This is a genomic window from Carboxylicivirga sp., assembly GCF_982718395.1.
On the sequence record NZ_CEXQWX010000074.1, the window covers coordinates 1 to 20,156 of the forward strand.

Sequence of the window (20,156 nt, forward strand, 5' to 3'; positions counted from 1 at the left end):
GGCCTCAATAAGGACTTTTCTGGTGACGCTGATGTAATCGTATCAAACGCACCAATAATTTTGTGTCTCTGCCCCGGTGTCGTGGGCTTTAGTTTTCTTACTGCCATTTTTATTAGATATTGCTATAAAAATCAATAGTATCTCCTTCTGCTAATGTTACAATAGCTTTTTTGAAGGAATTTGTTCTACCAACAATAACTCCACTTTTTGTGTAACGCGACTTTGATTTACCCGCGTATACCATTGTATTGACAGACTCTACGCTTACGTTGTACAACTCTTCCACAGCGTCTTTGATCTGAAGCTTGTTAGCGTTCTTATCAACCACGAATGCGAAACGGTTCAACTTTTCACCAAGTTCTGTCATTTTTTCAGTTACAATCGGTTTAATAATAACTTTCATGACGAGCCTCCTTATGCGTTAAACAGTTTATCGAATTCTTCTACTGAACTTTCAACTAACACCAAGTTTTTAGCTTTCATGATGTCATAAGTATTCAATTCAGATAATGTCACTACTTCTGCACGCTGAATGTTGCGAGCCGAGCGGTAGATATTATCGTTAGCTTCTTTTAACACTAACAATGAACGCTGACCATTTAGCTTAAGGCTATTCACCATTGCAGCATAGTCTTTTGTTTTAGGAGCTTCAAAGTTGAAGTCTTCCAAAACAGTAATGGTTTGCTGTTGTGCTTTGTATGCTAACGCAGATTTACGAGCTAACTGCTTAAGTTTTTTATTTAACTTAAAACGGTAGTTACGCGGACGAGGACCGAATGCACGACCTCCACCAACGAATACAGGAGACTTAATGCTACCGGCACGAGCTGTACCAGTACCTTTTTGTTTCTTGATCTTACGAGTACTACCTGTTATCTCTGCACGTTCTTTAGACTTATGAGTCCCTTGACGATTATTAGCCAAGTATTGTTTTACATCCAAGTAAATGGCGTGGTCGCTGGGCTCAATTCCGAACACCGTTTCAGGTAATGTTACCTTTCTTCCGGTTTCTTTTCCTTCAATTGTTAATACGTTCAGTTCCATTACTTTTCAATAATTAGATATGAGCCTTTTGCTCCCGGAACAGAACCTTTAACTAAAATAAGGTTGTTCTCAGGAATTACTTTAATCACTTTAAGGTTTTCAACCTTTACTCTATCGCCACCTGTACGACCTGCCATGCGCATACCTTTAAATACCCTTGATGGATAGGATGCTGCACCAATAGATCCAGGAGCGCGTAAGCGGTTGTGCTGACCGTGGGTTGCATCACCCACACCTCTAAAGTTGTAACGTTTTACGACACCTTGAAAACCTTTACCTTTTGAGATACCAGTGATATCAACAAAAGCGTTTTCTTCGAAAAGATTCACATCAACCTCTTCACCTAATTTTAACTCATTCTCGAATTCGTGGAACTCAACAACTTTACGTTTAGGTGCTGAACCGGCCTTTTTAAAGTGACCTGCTTCAGGTTGATTTGTGCTTTTCTCTTTTTTGTCGTCAAACGCCAACTGTACAGCCTCGTAGCCATCAGTTTCCACAGTTTTAACCTGTGTCACTACGCAAGGGCCTGCTTCGATAACAGTGCATGGCACATTTTTACCATCGGCACTGAAAACGGATGTCATTCCGATTTTTTTTCCAATTAGTCCTGGCATTGTTTAAACATTTAAGATTATCACACTTTAATTTCTACTTCTACACCACTTGGCAATTCAAGCTTCATCAAGGCATCGATTGTTTTAGCTGTAGAGCTATAAATATCAATCAAACGCTTGTAAGATGACAATTGAAACTGCTCACGTGATTTCTTGTTCACAAATGTGGAGCGCAACACAGTGAAGATACGCTTGTGAGTAGGTAGCGGAATAGGACCGCTAACTACTGCACCAGTGCTCTTAACTGTCTTTACGATCTTCTCAGCTGACTTGTCAACCAAGTTATGATCGTAAGATTTAAGTTTTATTCTAATTTTCTGACTCATAGTGGAGAACACTAATTCTTATAATAATTCTACTTTTCCTTTTGCTTCTTTTACTACTTCAATGGCAATTTGCTTAGGTACTGCAGCGTACTCTAAGAATTCCATTGATGATGTAGCACGACCAGATGAAATTGTACGTAAAGCTGTAACATAACCAAACATCTCAGCCAAAGGCACCTTAGCTTTTACTACACGAGCACCAGCCTTAGATTCCATACCTTCTACCTGACCACGACGCTTGTTAAAGTCACCGATAATATCACCCATGTACTCTTCCGGAGTTACAACTTCTACACGCATGATAGGCTCCAATAACTGAGGCTTAGCTTGTGCAGATGCTGATTTAAATCCTTGACGGGCACAAATTTCGAATGATAACTGGTCAGAATCGACAGCGTGGAAAGAACCGTCAAATACTTCAACTTTCAAGCTCTCTACTTCGCTACCACAAAGAACACCATTCAACATAGCTTCTTTGAAACCTTTCTCAATTGAAGGGATAAATTCTTTAGGAATGTTACCACCTTTAATTGTACTTTCAAACTGAAGACCAGTTTTACCTTCCTCAGCAGGTCCCATACGGAACTGGATATCGGCGAATTTACCGCGACCACCAGACTGCTTCTTGAATACCTCGCGAAGCTCAACTTCCTGAGTAATAGTTTCTTTATAAGTTACCTGTGGCTGTCCCTGGTTACATTCAACCTTGAACTCACGCTTTAAACGATCGATCAATACTTCAAGGTGAAGCTCACCCATACCTGAAATTACTGTCTGACCTGTATCTTCGTTAGTTGCTACTTTAAATGTTGGATCTTCTTCAGCCAATTTACCAAGTGCAACACCTAACTTATCCATATCTTTTTGTGACAATGGCTCAACTGCAACACCAATTACCGGCTCTGGGAAGTCCATTGACTCAAGTACGATTGGATGTTTCTCATCACAAAGAGTATCACCTGTACGAATATCTTTGAAACCTACACCAGCACAGATGTCACCAGCTGAGATTACCTCACGTGGCAACTGCTTATTCGATTTCATCTGATATAAACGAGAGATACGCTCTTTTTTATCTGTACGTGTATTCAATACGTATGAACCAGCATCAATTTTACCTGAGTAAACACGCATAAATGCTAAACGACCAACAAATGGGTCAGTCGCAATTTTAAATGCTAATGCAGATAATGGCTCTTTCTCGTCCATTTCGTAAGCTACCTCTTCACCAGTCTTAGGATTAACACCTTCTATAGTTCCGATATCACTTGGAGATGGTAAGTACTGAATAACTGCATCTAACAGGCGTTGAACACCTTTATTTTTAAACGCAGAACCACACATCATTGGAGTAATTGTTTGGGCGATAGTTGCCTTACGAATCACTTCTAACATCTGCTCACGAGTGATTGAATCAGGATCTTCGAAATACATCTCCATCAATTCATCGTCGTGCTCAGCAACTGCTTCAACTAATTTTCCTCTCCACTCTTCAGCCTCAGCTTTCAAGTTTTCTGGAATCTCCTGGAGTTCGTAACGTGAACCCATTTGCTCATCTTCGAACCAAACAACTGCTTTGTTTTCGATCAAATCGATAACACCTTCGAAGTTTTCTTCAGCACCGATTGGAATCTGAAGAGGAATTGGGTTTGCTCCTAACATTTCACGAACCTGACGCACTACTTCGAAGAAGTTAGCACCAGAACGGTCCATTTTGTTAACGAAACCGATACGAGGAACGTTATATTTGTTAGCCTGACGCCATACAGTTTCTGACTGAGGTTCTACACCACCCACCGCACAGAATAATGCAACAGCACCATCAAGAACACGTAAAGAACGCTCTACCTCTACAGTAAAGTCAACGTGACCTGGGGTGTCAATGATGTTAATTTTATTTTCAACACCTTCATAAATCCAGTTGGTTGTAACAGCAGCAGAAGTAATGGTAATACCACGCTCTTGTTCTTGCTCCATCCAGTCCATAGTAGCCGCACCATCGTGCACCTCACCAATTTTGTGAGTGATACCGGTATAAAACAAGATACGCTCTGTAGTCGTTGTTTTACCAGCATCAATGTGGGCCATAATCCCAATATTTCTGGTCTTTTTAAGATCTGCCTTTCCCATGACAATAATTTCTTAACTATTTAGATTAAAACCTGAAGTGAGCAAATGCACGGTTGGCTTCTGCCATTTTATGCATGTCTTCTTTCTTTTTGAAGGCACCGCCTTCTAAATTATATGCAGCAACAATTTCAGCAGATAATTTCTCTGCCATTGATTTACCACTACGCTTACGCGAGAATAAAATCAAATGCTTCATGCCGATAGATACTTTTCGGGATGGACGAATTTCAGTTGGAACCTGAAAAGTAGCGCCACCAACACGACGGCTTTTAACCTCCACCGATGGAGTAATATTTTCAAGTGCTTTTTTGAAAAATTCCAATACAGGCTTTCCTTCTTTTTCTGCTTTTTCAGCAACACGATCCATAGCATCGTAAAAGATTTTGAAAGCGATTGATTTTTTACCGTCCAACATCATGTTATTCACAAACTGTGTAACCGTCTGATCGTTGAACTTTGGATCCGGAAGAAGGATCCTCTTTTTTGGTTTACTTTTTCTCATCTTCTCTTTTGTTTACTTTGTTATTCTTCTTGGCTGTCTTTACTAGTCTTCAATGCTTAACATTTACTCATCCAGTTAACTAACCAAGTAAACAACGCACTTCACAATGTCTTTAATTATTTCTTAGCAGCTTTTGGTCGCTTAGTACCATATTTTGAACGGCGCTGCGTACGTCCGTCTACTCCTGATGCATCTAATGCTCCACGCACTAAGTGGTAACGCACACCCGGAAGATCTTTTACCCTACCACCACGCACTAATACAATTGAGTGCTCTTGTAGGTTGTGTCCTTCTCCAGGGATGTAAGCGTTAACCTCTTTACCGTTGGTTAAACGCACCCTTGCAACCTTCCTCATGGCTGAGTTAGGCTTCTTTGGTGTAGTAGTATACACCCTCACACACACTCCTCGTCTTTGAGGACATGCGTTCAAAGCCGGTGACTTACTTTTTTCCACCTGCTTGTTTCGTCCTTTTCTAACTAACTGATGAATTGTTGGCATAAAATTTAAATATATTGCATTAAACAATTTCGTTCTAAACGGGGTGCAAAGGTACACTAATCCCTTATAAAACCCCACTGATTTTCAGCCTTTTTGACAATTTTAGACAAAAAAGCGCTGCAAAAGTACTAATTTTCAATGGAAAAAGAACATCCCAATTGTTATTTTTTTCTAAATCAAATCATTTTTTCTCACTAGAAAACAATTTGTTAGTCATCCATGCTTTAAATTATGAACATGTCTACTACATTATCTACAAACATGTCCTTGATTAACCAAATTCATCTCATATTTTCGCATCACAAAAACTTAGTTAACATGCACAAACAAATTACTTTATTCATATCTACATTATTTCTGTTTTCATTATCATTATCATCACAGGAATACATTGATAAGGCGCTCAAAACAATTAACCGTAATTCGCTTGAAGCAGAATTAACCTTTCTTTCATCTAACTGGTTTGAAGGACGCGAAGCAACAACAAAAGGTGCTTTTATGACGGCCGATTACCTGACCTCTCTATATCAATCAATTGGAATATCAGCTTTTGATGATGATTCTTACTTTCAAGATGTACCGTTGCTTGTTGCGCATCAGCCTAAAGAAGCCACCATTACTTTCCATTCAAAAAACCAAAGCAGAACTTTTTCATTCCCAACACACCTTAGGGCCGAGCGTGTTGCTCAATCATACTCAATTAATTCAGAAATTATCTGGGGTGGTTATGGCATCAATCATCAACAATTACAGAACATCAATCCAAAAAAAAGTAGTGGTAAGGTTCTTATCCGTCTATCAGGGCTACCAAAAACAGAAGAAGGTAGCGCTCTTGATATTTTGATGAAAAGTAAATCATCTCAGGAGTGGAACCAAATCAAAAACTCAACTTTAAAGGATGCTGGTATCGCTGCAGTTTTAGAGTATGACTTAAAAAATCCATATTTAGAAGAATCATATTACGATGCACCAACTATAAAAGCTGAGTCCGAAAAAGAACTTAGCAAGCGCTCTTCTGGGATTTATAAGAAAAGCCTGTTCCTGCAGGACGAACCTAAAAATGGTCCTTATTATTACAAAGTATCAAAATTGATGATGAATGAATTAATTCCTGATTCTGATACATTCCTTGATAAATATCTTAGTCAATTACAAAGTTTATCTGTGAAAGATAGGCCTTCACTAAACTATACGTCAGCTAAATTAAGTACCAAGGCGAATGTTGAAGCTAAGAAATGCCGCAATGTCATCGCTGTTATTAAAGGTTCGGAGAAGCCAAACGAAATCATTGTTGTTGGAGCGCACTATGACCACTTGGGTAGTTACGATGGATATATATGGAACGGTGCCGATGATAATGGATCAGGCGCTATTGGTGTAGTAGCTATTGCAAGAGCATTTATGGCAACAGGCATTCAACCCAAAAGGACTGTTATTTTTGCTAATTGGACAGCTGAAGAAAGAGGTTTGTTTGGTTCCCGCTTCTTTGTGAATTCTTTCAAAGATATTGACAAGGTAAAATACTACCACAATTACGATATGATTGGCAGAAGCTATAATTATGAGCGTCCTGACTCAGCCGTATCTTTACTTTACACCAAATCCTGGAAACAAGCTGAAAACCTGTGCAGGCAGCACAACAAGGAGTTTAATCTTGGCCTTAAAATTAATTATAGCGCATGGGATAATCCCACCAGTGGTAGCGACAATGCCCCCTTCGCTAAAAAAGGAATTCCTATCATGTGGTTTCATACTGGTGGACATGAATCTTACCACATGCCAAGTGATCATGTTGACCGAATTGACTGGCAAAAGTTTGAAGCCATAGTAAAAACAAGCTTTCTGACTCTTTGGGACTTAGCTAACGAATAGTCGAAAATGCAATTGGTGAACTTTTTATTAGGACTAAAGCAATTTTATGCTTTATCTTTGCCCCGATAAATTAAAAAAATTAATGGCTCTCGTCAACCGTGAGCCTTTGTTGTTTGCAGCAAAAGGCACCTAATACCGGGATGAAAACCATTAAAAATTTAAATTATTAAGCAGGTCACAAAAACTTACAATTAACGTTCTTAACAACACTTGTGACCTGCAAAATAAAACAAACAGATATGAAAGCATTTGTATTTCCGGGCCAAGGTGCCCAGTACGTTGGAATGGGTAAGGATTTGTACGAAAACTCACCAATGGCGAAGGAATTATTTGAAAAAGCAAATGAAATTTTAGGATTTCGCATTACTGACTTAATGTTTGAAGGTACTGACGAAGACCTAAAACAAACTAAAGTAACTCAACCAGCCATCTTTTTACACTCGGTAATACTAGCTAAAACATTAGGTGAAGCTTTTAAACCTGAAATGACTGCCGGTCACTCTTTGGGTGAGTTTTCAGCTTTAGTAGCAGCTGGTGCAATGAATTTCGAAGATGGTTTGAAATTGGTTTCCCAACGTGCTCAAGCTATGCAGAAAGCATGCGAAATTGAGCCATCAACTATGGCTGCTATCGTTGGTCTTGAGGATGCTGTTGTAGAAGAGGTGTGCGGAAGCATCGAAGATGTTGTTGTAGCAGCTAACTACAACTGTCCGGGTCAGTTGGTTATTTCCGGCTCTATTGCTGGCATCAACAAAGCTTGTGAGGTATTGACAGAAAAAGGTGCTAAGCGTGCACTTAAATTACCTGTTGGGGGTGCATTCCATTCTCCATTGATGGAACCGGCAAGAACTGAATTAGCCGCTGCTATCGAAGCTACAGAATTCAGCACACCTGTTTGTCCGGTATACCAAAATGTAAACGCAAAGGCTGTAACTGATCCGGCAACTATTAAAGAAAATTTAGTTGCGCAATTAACTGCTCCTGTTCGTTGGACACAAACTGTTCAGAATATGATTGCTGATGGTGTTTCTTCTTTCACTGAAGTAGGACCAGGTAAAGTTCTTCAAGGTCTTGTGAAGAAGGTTGACCGTAAAATGGAAGCAACAGGTTTCAGCACTTATCAGGGATAAGTTATTACTAACAAGATTAATAAAGGCCATTACTCAGAACAAAGTAATGGCCTTTCCTTTTTTACTTTTTCTTTTTTGCTGCCATAACACCAATACCAACAGCTACAACGCCAGCAATACCAATTGCCACATAAACACCGGTATTGGACTCTTCAGATTCCTCTTCTTCCTCTTCCTGGTATAAAACCGGAGGCATGTCATCGATCGACAATGAATCCGTAACCTCTTCCTGTGCCTTTAGTGAAGCTAAACCTGCACCAATACCTGATAGCAGCAGACATAAACTGAAAAAAATAATCGCTCGTTTCATCTTTCTATAGTTTTCTGTTATTAATTATTGATTCTATCTTTTGTGAAATGGTTCGATCAAAAGGCTTAAACTCTAATCCCATTTCTAATATCTTGATTGCTTTATTTTTATTGCCCTGAGTTAAATGCAAATCTGAATACAACTCATATGCACCCATATACCTTGGATTATACGAGATCACTTCATCATAGAGTCGTTCGGCATTGACATAATCTCCCCTTTTTTGATGGATTTGCGCTAAATAAATTAAAGCAGGTTCATAATTTGGTAAAATGTATAAACATTTTTCAAATGCTTTTATGGCTAGCTGATACTCATTCAGATTAAAATATGCTTTACCCAGTTTCATATTTGCCGTCAGATTATAAGGCATTACATTCAATGCTTCATTCGCATAATGAATAACGTCATAAAATTCATCATTGGCGAATGCCTGAGAAGCCAGATAATCATTTTTAGACTGTCTTTTAACTCCAATACAAACAGATGCATTGTCTACCTTTATTTCGAATAATGGATCATGCGGTGGCCAATGTAAGCTATTTTGATCGTATTCATAAATATGTGCCGGAACGAACAGGCCATAATCCCAATCTTTTTCTCCACGACTGTAATAGGGCGTATAAACGGTCTTAAAACTAAATTGAGCATCCTTGAGGTACCAATCCATATTAAAGTTAGAAGCAATAATTATTGTGTCGCCAGTCTTTGCACCAATATTATCAATTAATCGTTTGGTTCCTTTTCGAAGTGAAGCATAATAATAATCAATCTCATACTGGCCGGTTGCTCCATCAACTCCTCCAACTAAAAGGTTAAAGTAAGAGTATTGTAAGGGATGATTCTTAACAATGAATTTAACAGGAATATAAAAGCCGGACATTAATAGAAATAATATGAGTCCCTTCAGTAATACTTTTCTTTGAGAACTAATTAATTCCTTCACGACCATTGCTGCCAATACACAAATAAATGGATAAGTAAACAAAAGGTGTCTGGCTCCTCCATAAAGGTTGGAGGATTTTATCAGGATAAAAACTAATGGGAAAAGCGAAACAAAAAACAAGATTAATAAATTGCATTTGTTTTTTTCCTTTCCAACCGGGAGAAAGAATAAAAACGGACTAAAAAAAAACAAGCACAACACCAGCAAAGGCGAAGTAATACCAATATACTTTAATATATAATACCAAGGCAAATGATCAGACCACGTAAGTTGACCTTCAAATAATTGTCGCATTATTACTGGATAATCCGACATGACTAAATGTGATTCTATTGGATGCCAAAGAGGATTTCCCAAGGCATAAGGCCAGAATAAAAGTCCAATAAAATAGGCACTTAATGTAATAAACAGAAACGGTTTTAGCACTTGTAGCACACTTAATTTTTTTTGCCGAGAAATCCACCACAATAATGAAAAAAGTCCCAAATAGCAGATCATCAATAAACCGGCCGGCCTTATACTGATTGCAAATGCAATGCTCATTATCAATTTAATGCTTAAGCTATTCCCAGGCTTAGGCAATTGCTCAATCCATTTTATGGTATAATAAACAGACATTAGGTAGGCCAAAGCAAAGGGTATATCTTTTAAATTATTAAAAGAGTGACCAATAAAACGTGGCGATAACAATAAACAACAGGCTGCAAGTATACCACACCATAATCCACCAAACTTTTTGCCTAAAGCAAAAGCGTATAAGACAATTAACCAGGCTGCTATAATATTCAGAACATGCCTTAAAGTAAAAATATCGTCTACATTAAACAGTCGAATGATTAATGCAGTCAAATTATCAAAACCTTGTCCGTAATATTTAAGGTTGGTTTCTGGGGTAATCAGAGCAGAACGATCTTTACCAAAGCTTAAAAAATAATTAAGCACATCATTGGCGTGGTTAAGGTGGACGTACTCATCACCGGATATACCGGCATCCAATCCAAAGTATATCCACATACCTAAAACACTCAATGCCAAGGCTGGTAAGATTATATGATAAGATCGTTCGCCTCGCATTCCTTTAATCGTATTTATCTCTTACAAAATACAACGGCCTATTCTGTGATTCCTTATATATACGAAATACATACTCGCCCATAACTCCGAGAAAAGTCAGTTGGATAGATCCCAGAAAATAGATACTTATTGTTGTTGACGACCAACCCAATGGTGCCCAACCAAGTACTTTAGAAACCAACACATAAACGCCGGCAACCAATGAAACAATTATACCTACCAAACCAAGATAAAGGCAAAACCGAAGCGGGAGTTTTGAAAATGAAAATAATGCATCACCGGCTAATCTAAACAATTGTCTGAACGTCATTTTAGAATTACCAGTAAGCCTGTCCTGCCGTGTATATTCCACCTGGGTTTGCCTGAATCCCATAAAACTTCGTAAACCGGGCAAGTACCTGTTTTTCTCTTTCATGGATAACAATGCAGATAATGCCTGCCTATTCATCATTGAGAAATGCCCTGTTTGCTCAATGTTTCTCAATCCGCTGGCTTGACTAAATAATCGATGAAAGGATTTTATTAGAAAACGCTTTCCTTCTTTTTCTTTTCTATCACTTCTAAATCCAGACACTACATCATACTGTCCATTCTTTAGTAAGCCATACATTTCTTCAAAGAGTTCCGGCGGATCTTGTAAATCACAATCGATAAGCCCAATATACTCACCTTTTGCATATTCCATTCCGGCAGTTATTGCAGCCTGATGACCAAAATTACGAGACAGGGAAAGTATTTTTATTTTGGCGTTAAGTTGACGCCTCTCCAAAATCTTAGAAACCGTATCGTCTTCACTACCATCGTCAACGAATATCATCTCGTAATTATCGCTCAATGTTGCAAGCACTTTATCCAAACGAGTAATCAGTTCATCTACTAATTCAGACTCATTATATACCGGAATAACAATGGAAATCATGCCATCTAGTTTAATAGTTTGTTAGTTTTTAGACAGAAGTCAGTAGTTTTCAAAGTAAAAGGCTAATGATACAGATAATCCTATATCATCAGCCTTTTCCAACACTCATTATAAATCAACCCATGTATTATTATCTTGATTCGATTGAACAACGGAATGTATAAACTTCATTCCTCGCACACCATCTTCAACAGTTGGATATTCGCCATTAAACACTTTATCACCCCTAATTGATTTAGCCACTCCTTTATAAATATTTGCCAATGCTTCATAAATTCCTTCCGGATGACCCGAAGGCATTACGTGACTTGCTGCGGCGAATTCGGAGTTGTATGGATGAGCTGGCTTATATACTTTAGTTGGCTCCGTATCACTCAACATATAAAGGAAATTAGGATCTTCCTGACTCCATTTTAAGCTGGCTTCAGAACCATAAATTCCGATTGTAAGATTATTTTCCTCGCCGGCCGCTACCTGGCTCGAGCGAATAACCCCTTTAATATTATCCTGTAACCTCAATAAGACTGTACCATCTAAATCAAGCGGTACATTATCTTTTACCGGATTCAAATCGGCAAGAACCTGCTCAATCTCCAAACCCGTTGTATACTCAATCAGGTTAAATGCATGCACGCCAATGTCTCCCATACAGCTACTTACACCTGCAAACTTTGGATCTAACCTCCAAACACCTGTAATTCCTGATTCATGGCCACTGATTACTGAGTTAACCCATCCCTGGTAGTACTGGGCATCCACGCGATGAATTGTTCCCAATGCGCCTGAAGCAATGATTTCCTTCATCTGCCTTACCATGGGATATCCTGTATAAGTATGAGCCAGTCCGAAAGTCAGTTTTTTTTGCTCCACAATATCCTTTAGTGCAATTGCTTCCTCAACTGTTAAAGTCATAGGCTTTTCACATATAACATGAAAACCTGCTTCTAAAAGCATACTTGCAGACTCATAATGCAACATATTAGGAGTCACGATCGATACCGCTTGCATTCTCTTCTCTTTCGACAAAGATAGCTCTCTCTCAATCAATTCATCAACAGAAGGATAACAATGTTCCAGATCCACACCTTCCTGCTGAGCGAATTCTTTACCTTTTTGAAAATCAGAAGAAAACATACCTCCAACCAGTTCGAAATCATTACAGATACGTGATGCCCGACGATGAGCATCTCCTATAAATGCACCAATTCCGCCACCAATCATTCCTAATTTTATCTTTTTCATTTTTAATTTCTTTAGTGTTAGGTAATAAATTATTGGTTTTCATTATCGAATGCAGCATCAAAGGCCAGGTTGGAAGAAGGAAAGTCAACCTGTCGCACAAATTGGCAAGCCTCAGTGGCACCGTGCTCCCGGTCCATACCACCATCTTCCCACTCAACAGAAAGTGGTCCGTTATATTCAATCCGGTTCAATGCACGGATAATTTCCTCAAAATTGATATTGCCTCTGCCCAGACTTCTGAAATCCCAGAATCGTCGTTGATCACCAAACGAAGTATGTCCTCCAAACACACCTGCTTCGGTAGGCACGTTTGACCAGGCTACATCTTTCATATGAACATGGAAGATTTTAGATGCGAACTTATAAATGAATCCCACATAATCAACTCCCTGGTATCCAAAGTGAGAAGGATCATAATTAAACCCAAAGGCAGGATGGTGATTAACTGCCTCAAGTGCCCTGTCTGCCGATGCAATATCAAAAGCAATTTCGGTCGGGTGAACCTCGAGGGCAAAGCGGATACCTAACTTTTGAAAATGATCTAAGATAGGTGTCCATCGACTTGCAAAGTCCTTATAACCATCCTCAATCATAGCCTCGCTGGCCGGAGGAAAGGAGTATAATAAATGCCATATAGAACTACCGGTAAAACCATTAACCACATCAACTCCCAGCATTTTAGCCGCTTCTGCCGTTTTAATCAACTCTTCAGCAGCTCTCTGCCGCACTCCCTCAGGTTCACCATCACCCCAAATATAATCAGGTAAAATATCTTTGTGCCGTGAATCAATGTTATCGCAAACTGCCTGCCCAACCAGATGAGTCGATATGGCATAAACTTTCAAACCGTATTTATTGAGTGTATCCAGCTTGTTTTTACAGTATTCAGGCGTTGCTTTATCCACCTCAAAGTGATCCCCCCAACAAGCTAATTCCACCCCATCGTAACCAAAGTCTTTGGCTTTCTGACATATCGTTTCAAAGGGTAAATCGGCCCATTGTCCGGTAAATAGTGTAACAGGTCTGCTCATAATGATTTAGTTTTCTGATTAAAAAAAATTATAATTCTCTTATCCAGATATTACGGAAAGATGTTGGATTACCATGATTCTGAAGCTTAAGCGGCAACTTTTCTGCATGGTATTCATACTTTGGATGACCGATGTACAAGGTTGAACCCTTTAGTTCAACATTGTTCTGAACCAATATTCCATTTTGAACAACGGTCACATAAGCCGGTGACTTCAATGATTTGTCCGTATTAAAACGAGGTGCCGTGAAAAATATATCATACGTTTGCCATTCTCCAGGTTTTTTGCAGGCATTAACTAGCGGAATATGTTGTTTATATATACTGGCAGCTTGTCCATTGTAGTATGTTTCATTCTCATATGAATCTAATACCTGCACCTCATATTTACCCATGAGAAAAACACCACTGTTTCCACGGCCCTGACCATTTCCATTCACTTTTTTAGGTGTGCGCCATTCCAAATGCAATTGTACATCACCAAAAGATTGCTTAGTTTGAATATCGCCAGATTTAGCCTCAACAGTTAAAGCCTTTCCTGTTTTCCACTTCAAGGCATCTCCATTAGCATGTTCCCATTTGTTTGCATCCTTTTTGCCTCCATATAGCAAAATAGCATCAGATGATGCTTTATTATTTTTTGATGGTGCAACCACCTCCGGGCACACAGACCAGTCTTCAGTATCTTCAGGTGCTTGTCCGTTTATGCTTAGATTAAGGCTAAAGGCCAAAAATGATGTTACAAAAAGGTATTTCATCTTTGTTTTAATTTTCTGATGAAACACGATGACTATTTTTTATGATACCATTCTTTCAGGCTAAATACCATCGTGCTTCATCTGCACAAATTTTCTAGTTATTATTTACTGATTCTTTCAATGGCAAATTGTGCCATTTCACGCGTTGCCTCCTGCTTTTCTAATTCTTTTAATACAGGCATCGCATCATGGCTTCCCATCCAACTTAACTCCCTGCACAAATAGTTCTTTGAATCAGCACTTGCATCTGACTTTAGAGTTTCGATAATCTTCTTCTCAAAAACTTTCAGTTTCTCAACATCACCACCTGCTAATCGAATTCGATTAGAAATTAAATTCAGGTACTTTTGAGATTTTCCAAACTCATAATTCTTACAACGTCTAAATAATTCATCCAAACTATAAGGTTTATAGTTATGTAGAATCAATGGAGTTGATACATTTGGCAGATCAATAGGCAATTCCTGATTTACCATACCTGTTGCAGCCCATTCGGCGCCTCTTTGTAAGGTGATGATAAAACCAGCACTTTGAGCTGCTATCGGACGTTCTTTCCCAACATGTCCAAGTGCAGTGTGGAATACTCTACCCTTACCATACTTAATTGTCATCAACATAGGTTCATGACGTCCTGTTCCATCTTTCTTTGGATCTGCATAAGCAGTTGCCAATACTGTCATGTTCTCAGCAGGTCCTCTTAGCTTTGAATATAACTCATCGCGGCTATGCATCCATTTCTCAGGCATCCCTCTTAAGATAGGATGATCAGGCTGGCGATGCTGAACAATGAATTCGTGCTGCGGACCGTGTGTTCCGCCGCTACCAGGTGAATTATCTTTAACTTCTTTATCACCTTTATAATATACATAAGGCCCGGAATTCTCATCGCGACCATTCCAACCACCAAGACCAGCCATCTTATTAAAGGCTTCCCAATTAGGAAAACTATTATTGGTTGCATGATAAATAACTAGTCCTCCTCCATTTTTCACAAACTGTTCCAAATCATTTTGTGTTGTTTCCGGCCAATCATCACCATTATAATCCAATACAATCACATCGTATTTAGCAAAATCAGGTTGGAAAGCTGACATATCTTCGCCTTGAGCGGGGCTTATCGCCACATCGGTGCTAAACACCTCACTATTATCCAGAATTTTTGAAAGAATCTCATGTGATACTTCCCAATTGTGATTATTCTGACCAGTTACAACAAGGGCTCTAAGCTTCTTTTCCTGACATGAGCTTAAAATTGCCAGAATAACAATGGATAAACTAAGAATATTAAATATATACTTCTTCATTGGTTTCGATTTTAGCGGTTAAAATTCTGGTAATTTCCAGGGAGAACGGAATGGGCGTTGTAAAAGTCGGTTGGCATATTCACTATTAGTGAATCGCTCATTTTTATAATCCCATTTTAAATGCTCGCCGGTTTGCATAGCAATTTCGCCAATCAAAGCCACACTTATGGATCGATGTGCCGTTTCTGCAGGTGTAATCGTCGCTTGACGAGATCGAATACAATCAATAAAATTCTGAATATGATCGGTACTCTTATAAATCTTTTGAGATAGATCCTTCTCTTCAATCTTCAGGAACTCTGGATTACTTGCCCAAATTCCATGCCGGTTGACATGAATCCAACCATGCTCGCCATACCACACTGTTCCCATACCGAGCATCCATGGCTTTTCTCGTTTCCACTCCTTCGATTTTCTGCGTCCGATAAAATAGCCTGAATTAGCAATTGTCATGTCCAAACCATTCTCATATTTGGCTTCAATCAAATATTCAACTGGTACATCATATATTCCATCAACCGGGTAAACTCCTTTTGCTTTCACCTCAGTAGGTCCAATTTTATCAAAATCAAGTCCCCAATGGGCAATATCAACATGGTGACCAGCCCAGTCGGTTAGCTGACCACCAGAGTAATCCATCATCCAGCGCCAATCAAAATGCAACACGCCACGATAAGGCACCTTTGGAGCCGGCCCTAACCAAAGGTCATAATCAACCTCAGATGGTGGAGTTTGAACTCCTTTAATACCAATAGAACGCTGACCATCAGGCAATCCGACTTCAACTTTTGATATTTTTCCCAATACTCCATTACGAACCAGGGAGACGGCTTTATAGAAATTAGGCCTCGATCTTTGCCAACTACCTGTCTGCCATACAATATTGTTTTTGTTGGCTGCATCTACAATTGCTCTTGATTCAACAATTGTCCGGGCCAATGGCTTTTCACCATATATATCGATGCCTTTCTTCGCAGTGGCAACCCCTATAATTCCATGCCAATGATCAGGCAAGGCCATCATCACAGCATCCAGTTTCTCTTTTTCAAGGAACTCTGTAAACAACTTATAACTTCTGGCGTCTTTATTTCCATATGTTTTGTTGATCATGTTCTTGGCAATGTTGTTGTGACGTTCGTCGACATCACACACTGCCACGTACTGAACGGCTTTACTTTTCAAAAAACCGGCCATATTACCACGTCCCATGCCACCAACACCAATAGCTCCCATAACGATACGGTCGCTTGGCGGCACGAAGCCATTACGCCCCATAGCTGAAGCGGGTATAATACTTGGAAACAGTGCTGCTCCTGCAGTAGCTGCCAATCCTTTCTTCAGAAAACTTCTTCGATTTAAAGGTTTTTTCTCCATTAGATATTTTGTTAGTTATGATTTAATTGCTGTTCCGGGTACCGGAGTATCAGGTGCATCATATTGCGTATTCATATTCAGTTCTTCTGGCCCCATTCTTAATTTGGAACTCATTATTTCATCCCAGGTTATTCGCTTACCTGTATATGCAGCTTCACGCCCCATTATTGCTGTAAGATTAGATAAAGCTGTTCTTTCAGCTTCGTTGACATAAATATTACTTCGAATTGCGGTCACCAAATGAATATGTTCCTGGATATACGGACTTACCTTAACCTTATTCGTTGGATTACCTTCCTTGTCCAATGGGTATTCGTATTGCCAAATCACATTCCCATCAAGGTCATAAATCTTATCTCTGCAATTGGTGTAGCCTTCTGTTCCAATTACCAACTCACCAACTCCATTGGCACAATTATCGATCTGACGACTCATACTGTGCGAAAAAGAGCCATTACCATAGTTAAAATCAATGCTGAAAAAATCAAACTGATTACCTGTTACGCGACGATGACGACCTCCGTATCCAATAGCTGAAACAGGTGTCTTGCCAAGGAACCAATTGACAACATCAATATTATGGATATGTGTGTCCAAAATGTGATCACCACTTAACCATGAGAAGTTATTCCAATTACGAAGCATGTATTCCATATCTGTCCAGCCTTCTTGTCGTCGTCTGAACCATACATGTTCCTGATTCCAAAAGGCTTTAGCAGACAAGGGCTTACCAATAGCACCATTTGCTACCTGCTCGTATGTTGCAATATAATCTCTTTGATGACGTCGTTGTGTTCCTGTTACCACATTTAAACCCATTTGCTTTGCCGCACGGGCCGATGCGATGACGGAACGGATTCCAACCGGATCAACCGCAACAGGTTTTTCCATAAAAACATGCTTTTTTGCCTGCACTGCAGCTTTGAAATGTGCTGGTCTAAAATATGGAGGTGTGGCTAATAACACAACATCCACATCCGTTTCCATCACTTTCTGAAAAGCATCCAGTCCGGTAAAACATTTATCTTCCGGTACACTTAGCTTGTATTTAGCTAAACGTTCTTTTACTGATGCCACTTTTTCAGGGAATACATCTCCCAATGCACCCACTTCAAGATCAGGTCCGGCACTTAAAAAGTTAAGCAATGCTCCGGTTCCCCGATGACCACAACCAATTAAACCTGCCTTCAGTTTTTTGCCTTTCGGTGCAGCTTTTCTAAGTGGAGGTAATCCTAATTCTTCTCTCGATTTTGTTTTTTTACACGAAGCTAATGCCCCAATTGCAACGGCTCCCACCGCGCTAACCATTGAGGCATTTTGCAAAAACTTTCTGCGATCTATATTTTTTTTCATTTACTCAGTTTTTTCAATTCAAATACATTAATCTTAATCGACATCAATGCCATCAGGCACCTCGCAAACCACTCTAAAACCAACATGATTAGCATCAGAATACCACCAAATACTTTTTGGCATTTGCGGATCTGTTTTTAGCCAGACTTTTGTCTGGGTATATGCTCTGGCTGCCGATCGTAATTCACTGGCATCACTTCTGAACGAACCACCTCTTATAACATGCTCTCTGCCTTTTGACGGGCCGGAAGGATTTACAAGTTGTTCATCGCTGTAATTTTTGTAAGTATCAGCTGCATACCAATCTGAACAGAATTCAGCCACATTACCATGCATATTCTTCAAACCAAATGGATTGGCCAGTACATTTTCAGCCAATTGCGTCTTACCATCTGAATTAGCTTTATATGTGACGTATCTTCCAATCATAGTGGTGTCAACACCTGTCCATTTATTCCAGAAAGAAAGCTCAGAATAATCTTTCGGACCACCTTCAAAAGGATAAGCTGTTTCTGAACCACCTCGGGCTGCATACTCCCACTCTGCCTCTGTAGGAAGACGATATGATTTTCCTGTTACATGTGATAACCAGCGACAGTATTGAACAGCGGCATGGTGAGACATTGTGATAGCCGGTCGTTTACCTTTACCCCAACCTTGATCGGGTGCTCCCCAGGGTGGCGTAGCTCCGCTTATCGCATCTACTTCAGCTGTGCTAACTTCTGATTCTTTACGCCCCTCACTGGATGTTTGTCCAAACCAAGCCAGAAACTCATCCCACGATACTTCAATTTCCGCCATAAAAAACGGACTTAGTTTTACTTTTCTTTGAGGGCCTTCATCAACTCGGCGATAAGGTTCATCTTCAGGACTTCCAATCATAAACTCTCCACCGGGCACTGCAATCATATTAAAGCTTACAGATGAGCCTGGTATTTGCTCGGTGAAATTTTCAAAAGCATTAATTTGGCTTGCTTCGGTATATATTTCGCGGGGTTGTTCCTCTTCTCCGAATGATTGATTCTGAGCATGCTGATAATCTGGGTTGTAATGCCCGGTATGCATATGGCAATTTAAACAAGTCATTGTTTCCTTGTGGTTCTCGTAGTGCATATGAGAATCAGCTCCTTTAACACTTAAGGTTGCAGGATAGAGATTTGAATGGCAATTAATACAGGAAGATTCATAGGTATAATGATTGGCTTTTTCAACTGTCCTTTTAGATTCCCATTTATACTCTGAAGAATCTTTAAAACAATAGCCATATAAATCCTTAAATCCATGATAAGCCTTTGCTTTTACATAACCTTGTCCTTGTGGAGGCAAATGACAATCTACACAATGAACTACAACACCACTTTTATTATTAACGTGTTTCGATAGCCGCCAACTTTCTTCGGCATGATCATGCACATGACATGAATTACAATAGGCATCAGTGCTTGTATAGGATAAAGCTTTTTTATATGGATAAATCAGAATCAGGGTTGCAATGAACCCTGCAAGGAAGACGAAAAGCGTTTTTTTACGCTTTACAAACGGTAGTATTCGTTTCATAAAATTAATAGATCAGACAAAGACCCGAAAAGTAGATAACGAGCATTAGCAGTGACTTAAGACCACTTAAAACCATGCTTAAAGGCACATTAATTTCACATTAATTACATTATCCAATCAACTATAATACTGACAGTTAAATTCACTAATAAGAATCATTACAAATAA

General features: G+C 39.3%; 19 protein-coding genes. 2 read left to right on the forward strand and 17 right to left on the reverse strand.

All coding sequences use genetic code 11. The features are described from left to right. Positions 1 to 112: 112 nt before the first annotated feature. The 7 genes from rplW to rpsL all read right to left on the reverse strand — a co-directional run bounded on the left by rplW (position 113) and on the right by rpsL (position 5,119). Positions 113 to 403 carry a 50S ribosomal protein L23 gene (gene rplW / locus AC4MRQ_RS14215; protein ID WP_430814524.1) on the reverse strand — a complete coding sequence of 97 codons (291 nt, stop codon included), beginning with the start codon at positions 401 to 403 and terminating at the stop codon, positions 113 to 115. A gap of 11 nt (positions 404 to 414) precedes the next feature. Then, on the reverse strand, positions 415 to 1,044 hold the full coding sequence (rplD, locus tag AC4MRQ_RS14220; protein ID WP_491198353.1) for a 50S ribosomal protein L4: 630 nt from the start codon (positions 1,042 to 1,044) through the stop codon (positions 415 to 417). Continuing rightward, on the reverse strand, positions 1,044 to 1,661 hold the full coding sequence (rplC, locus tag AC4MRQ_RS14225) for a 50S ribosomal protein L3 (protein ID WP_491198354.1): 618 nt from the start codon (positions 1,659 to 1,661) through the stop codon (positions 1,044 to 1,046). The genes rplD and rplC overlap by 1 nt, the downstream gene beginning before the upstream one ends. A gap of 20 nt (positions 1,662 to 1,681) precedes the next feature. Then, positions 1,682 to 1,987 carry a 30S ribosomal protein S10 gene (rpsJ, locus tag AC4MRQ_RS14230; RefSeq protein ID WP_130642659.1) on the reverse strand — a complete coding sequence of 102 codons (306 nt, stop codon included), beginning with the start codon at positions 1,985 to 1,987 and terminating at the stop codon, positions 1,682 to 1,684. Between the two features lie 18 nt (positions 1,988 to 2,005). Next, positions 2,006 to 4,117 carry an elongation factor G gene (fusA, locus tag AC4MRQ_RS14235; protein ID WP_491198355.1) on the reverse strand — a complete coding sequence of 704 codons (2,112 nt, stop codon included), beginning with the start codon at positions 4,115 to 4,117 and terminating at the stop codon, positions 2,006 to 2,008. A 25-nt stretch (positions 4,118 to 4,142) separates the two neighbouring features. After that, positions 4,143 to 4,619, reverse strand: a complete 477-nt coding sequence (rpsG, locus tag AC4MRQ_RS14240) for a 30S ribosomal protein S7 (RefSeq protein ID WP_491198356.1) — start codon at positions 4,617 to 4,619, stop codon at positions 4,143 to 4,145. A gap of 116 nt (positions 4,620 to 4,735) precedes the next feature. Then, complete coding sequence (rpsL, locus tag AC4MRQ_RS14245) at positions 4,736 to 5,119, reverse strand: 30S ribosomal protein S12 (protein ID WP_212191489.1); 384 nt, start codon at positions 5,117 to 5,119, stop codon at positions 4,736 to 4,738. Between the two features lie 318 nt (positions 5,120 to 5,437). On the opposite strand from rpsL, the gene AC4MRQ_RS14250 reads away from it, so the two are divergent. Both AC4MRQ_RS14250 and fabD read left to right on the forward strand, forming a co-directional pair. Beyond that, complete coding sequence (locus tag AC4MRQ_RS14250) at positions 5,438 to 6,991, forward strand: M28 family metallopeptidase (protein WP_491198357.1); 1,554 nt, start codon at positions 5,438 to 5,440, stop codon at positions 6,989 to 6,991. A gap of 239 nt (positions 6,992 to 7,230) precedes the next feature. Next, positions 7,231 to 8,121 carry an ACP S-malonyltransferase gene (gene fabD / locus AC4MRQ_RS14255; RefSeq protein WP_491198358.1) on the forward strand — a complete coding sequence of 297 codons (891 nt, stop codon included), beginning with the start codon at positions 7,231 to 7,233 and terminating at the stop codon, positions 8,119 to 8,121. 61 nt (positions 8,122 to 8,182) lie between these two features. Here the strand turns inward: fabD and AC4MRQ_RS14260 are convergent, their stop codons facing one another. From AC4MRQ_RS14260 to AC4MRQ_RS14305, 10 genes are all read right to left on the reverse strand, one after another. Next, the gene (locus tag AC4MRQ_RS14260; RefSeq protein WP_491198359.1) at positions 8,183 to 8,431 is read right to left on the reverse strand and encodes a hypothetical protein; all 249 of its coding nucleotides are present in this window, start codon (positions 8,429 to 8,431) and stop codon (positions 8,183 to 8,185) included. A gap of 4 nt (positions 8,432 to 8,435) precedes the next feature. Further along, a complete protein-coding gene (locus AC4MRQ_RS14265; protein WP_491198360.1) occupies positions 8,436 to 10,451 on the reverse strand; it encodes a tetratricopeptide repeat protein in 2,016 nt (671 codons plus the stop codon). Between the two features lie 4 nt (positions 10,452 to 10,455). After that, the gene (locus tag AC4MRQ_RS14270; RefSeq protein WP_491198361.1) at positions 10,456 to 11,370 is read right to left on the reverse strand and encodes a glycosyltransferase family 2 protein; all 915 of its coding nucleotides are present in this window, start codon (positions 11,368 to 11,370) and stop codon (positions 10,456 to 10,458) included. A gap of 108 nt (positions 11,371 to 11,478) precedes the next feature. Beyond that, positions 11,479 to 12,612: a Gfo/Idh/MocA family protein gene (locus AC4MRQ_RS14275; protein ID WP_491198362.1), complete on the reverse strand. Its 1,134-nt coding sequence runs from the start codon at positions 12,610 to 12,612 to the stop codon at positions 11,479 to 11,481. 29 nt (positions 12,613 to 12,641) lie between these two features. After that, the gene (locus AC4MRQ_RS14280; RefSeq protein ID WP_491198363.1) at positions 12,642 to 13,643 is read right to left on the reverse strand and encodes a sugar phosphate isomerase/epimerase family protein; all 1,002 of its coding nucleotides are present in this window, start codon (positions 13,641 to 13,643) and stop codon (positions 12,642 to 12,644) included. 28 nt (positions 13,644 to 13,671) lie between these two features. Then, a complete protein-coding gene (locus AC4MRQ_RS14285) occupies positions 13,672 to 14,400 on the reverse strand; it encodes a 3-keto-disaccharide hydrolase (RefSeq protein ID WP_491198364.1) in 729 nt (242 codons plus the stop codon). Positions 14,401 to 14,501: 101 nt separating this feature from the next. Beyond that, a complete protein-coding gene (locus tag AC4MRQ_RS14290; RefSeq protein ID WP_491198365.1) occupies positions 14,502 to 15,704 on the reverse strand; it encodes a ThuA domain-containing protein in 1,203 nt (400 codons plus the stop codon). 18 nt (positions 15,705 to 15,722) lie between these two features. Beyond that, positions 15,723 to 17,078, reverse strand: coding sequence for a Gfo/Idh/MocA family protein (locus tag AC4MRQ_RS14295; protein WP_491198366.1), 1,356 nt, complete (start codon positions 17,076 to 17,078; stop codon positions 15,723 to 15,725). Positions 17,079 to 17,093: 15 nt separating this feature from the next. Beyond that, positions 17,094 to 18,431 (reverse strand): Gfo/Idh/MocA family protein, encoded by a 1,338-nt coding sequence (locus AC4MRQ_RS14300; RefSeq protein ID WP_491198367.1) that lies wholly within the window; start codon positions 18,429 to 18,431, stop codon positions 17,094 to 17,096. Positions 18,432 to 18,464: 33 nt separating this feature from the next. Beyond that, positions 18,465 to 19,988: an SUMF1/EgtB/PvdO family nonheme iron enzyme gene (locus tag AC4MRQ_RS14305; protein WP_491198368.1), complete on the reverse strand. Its 1,524-nt coding sequence runs from the start codon at positions 19,986 to 19,988 to the stop codon at positions 18,465 to 18,467. Positions 19,989 to 20,156 lie beyond the last annotated feature (168 nt).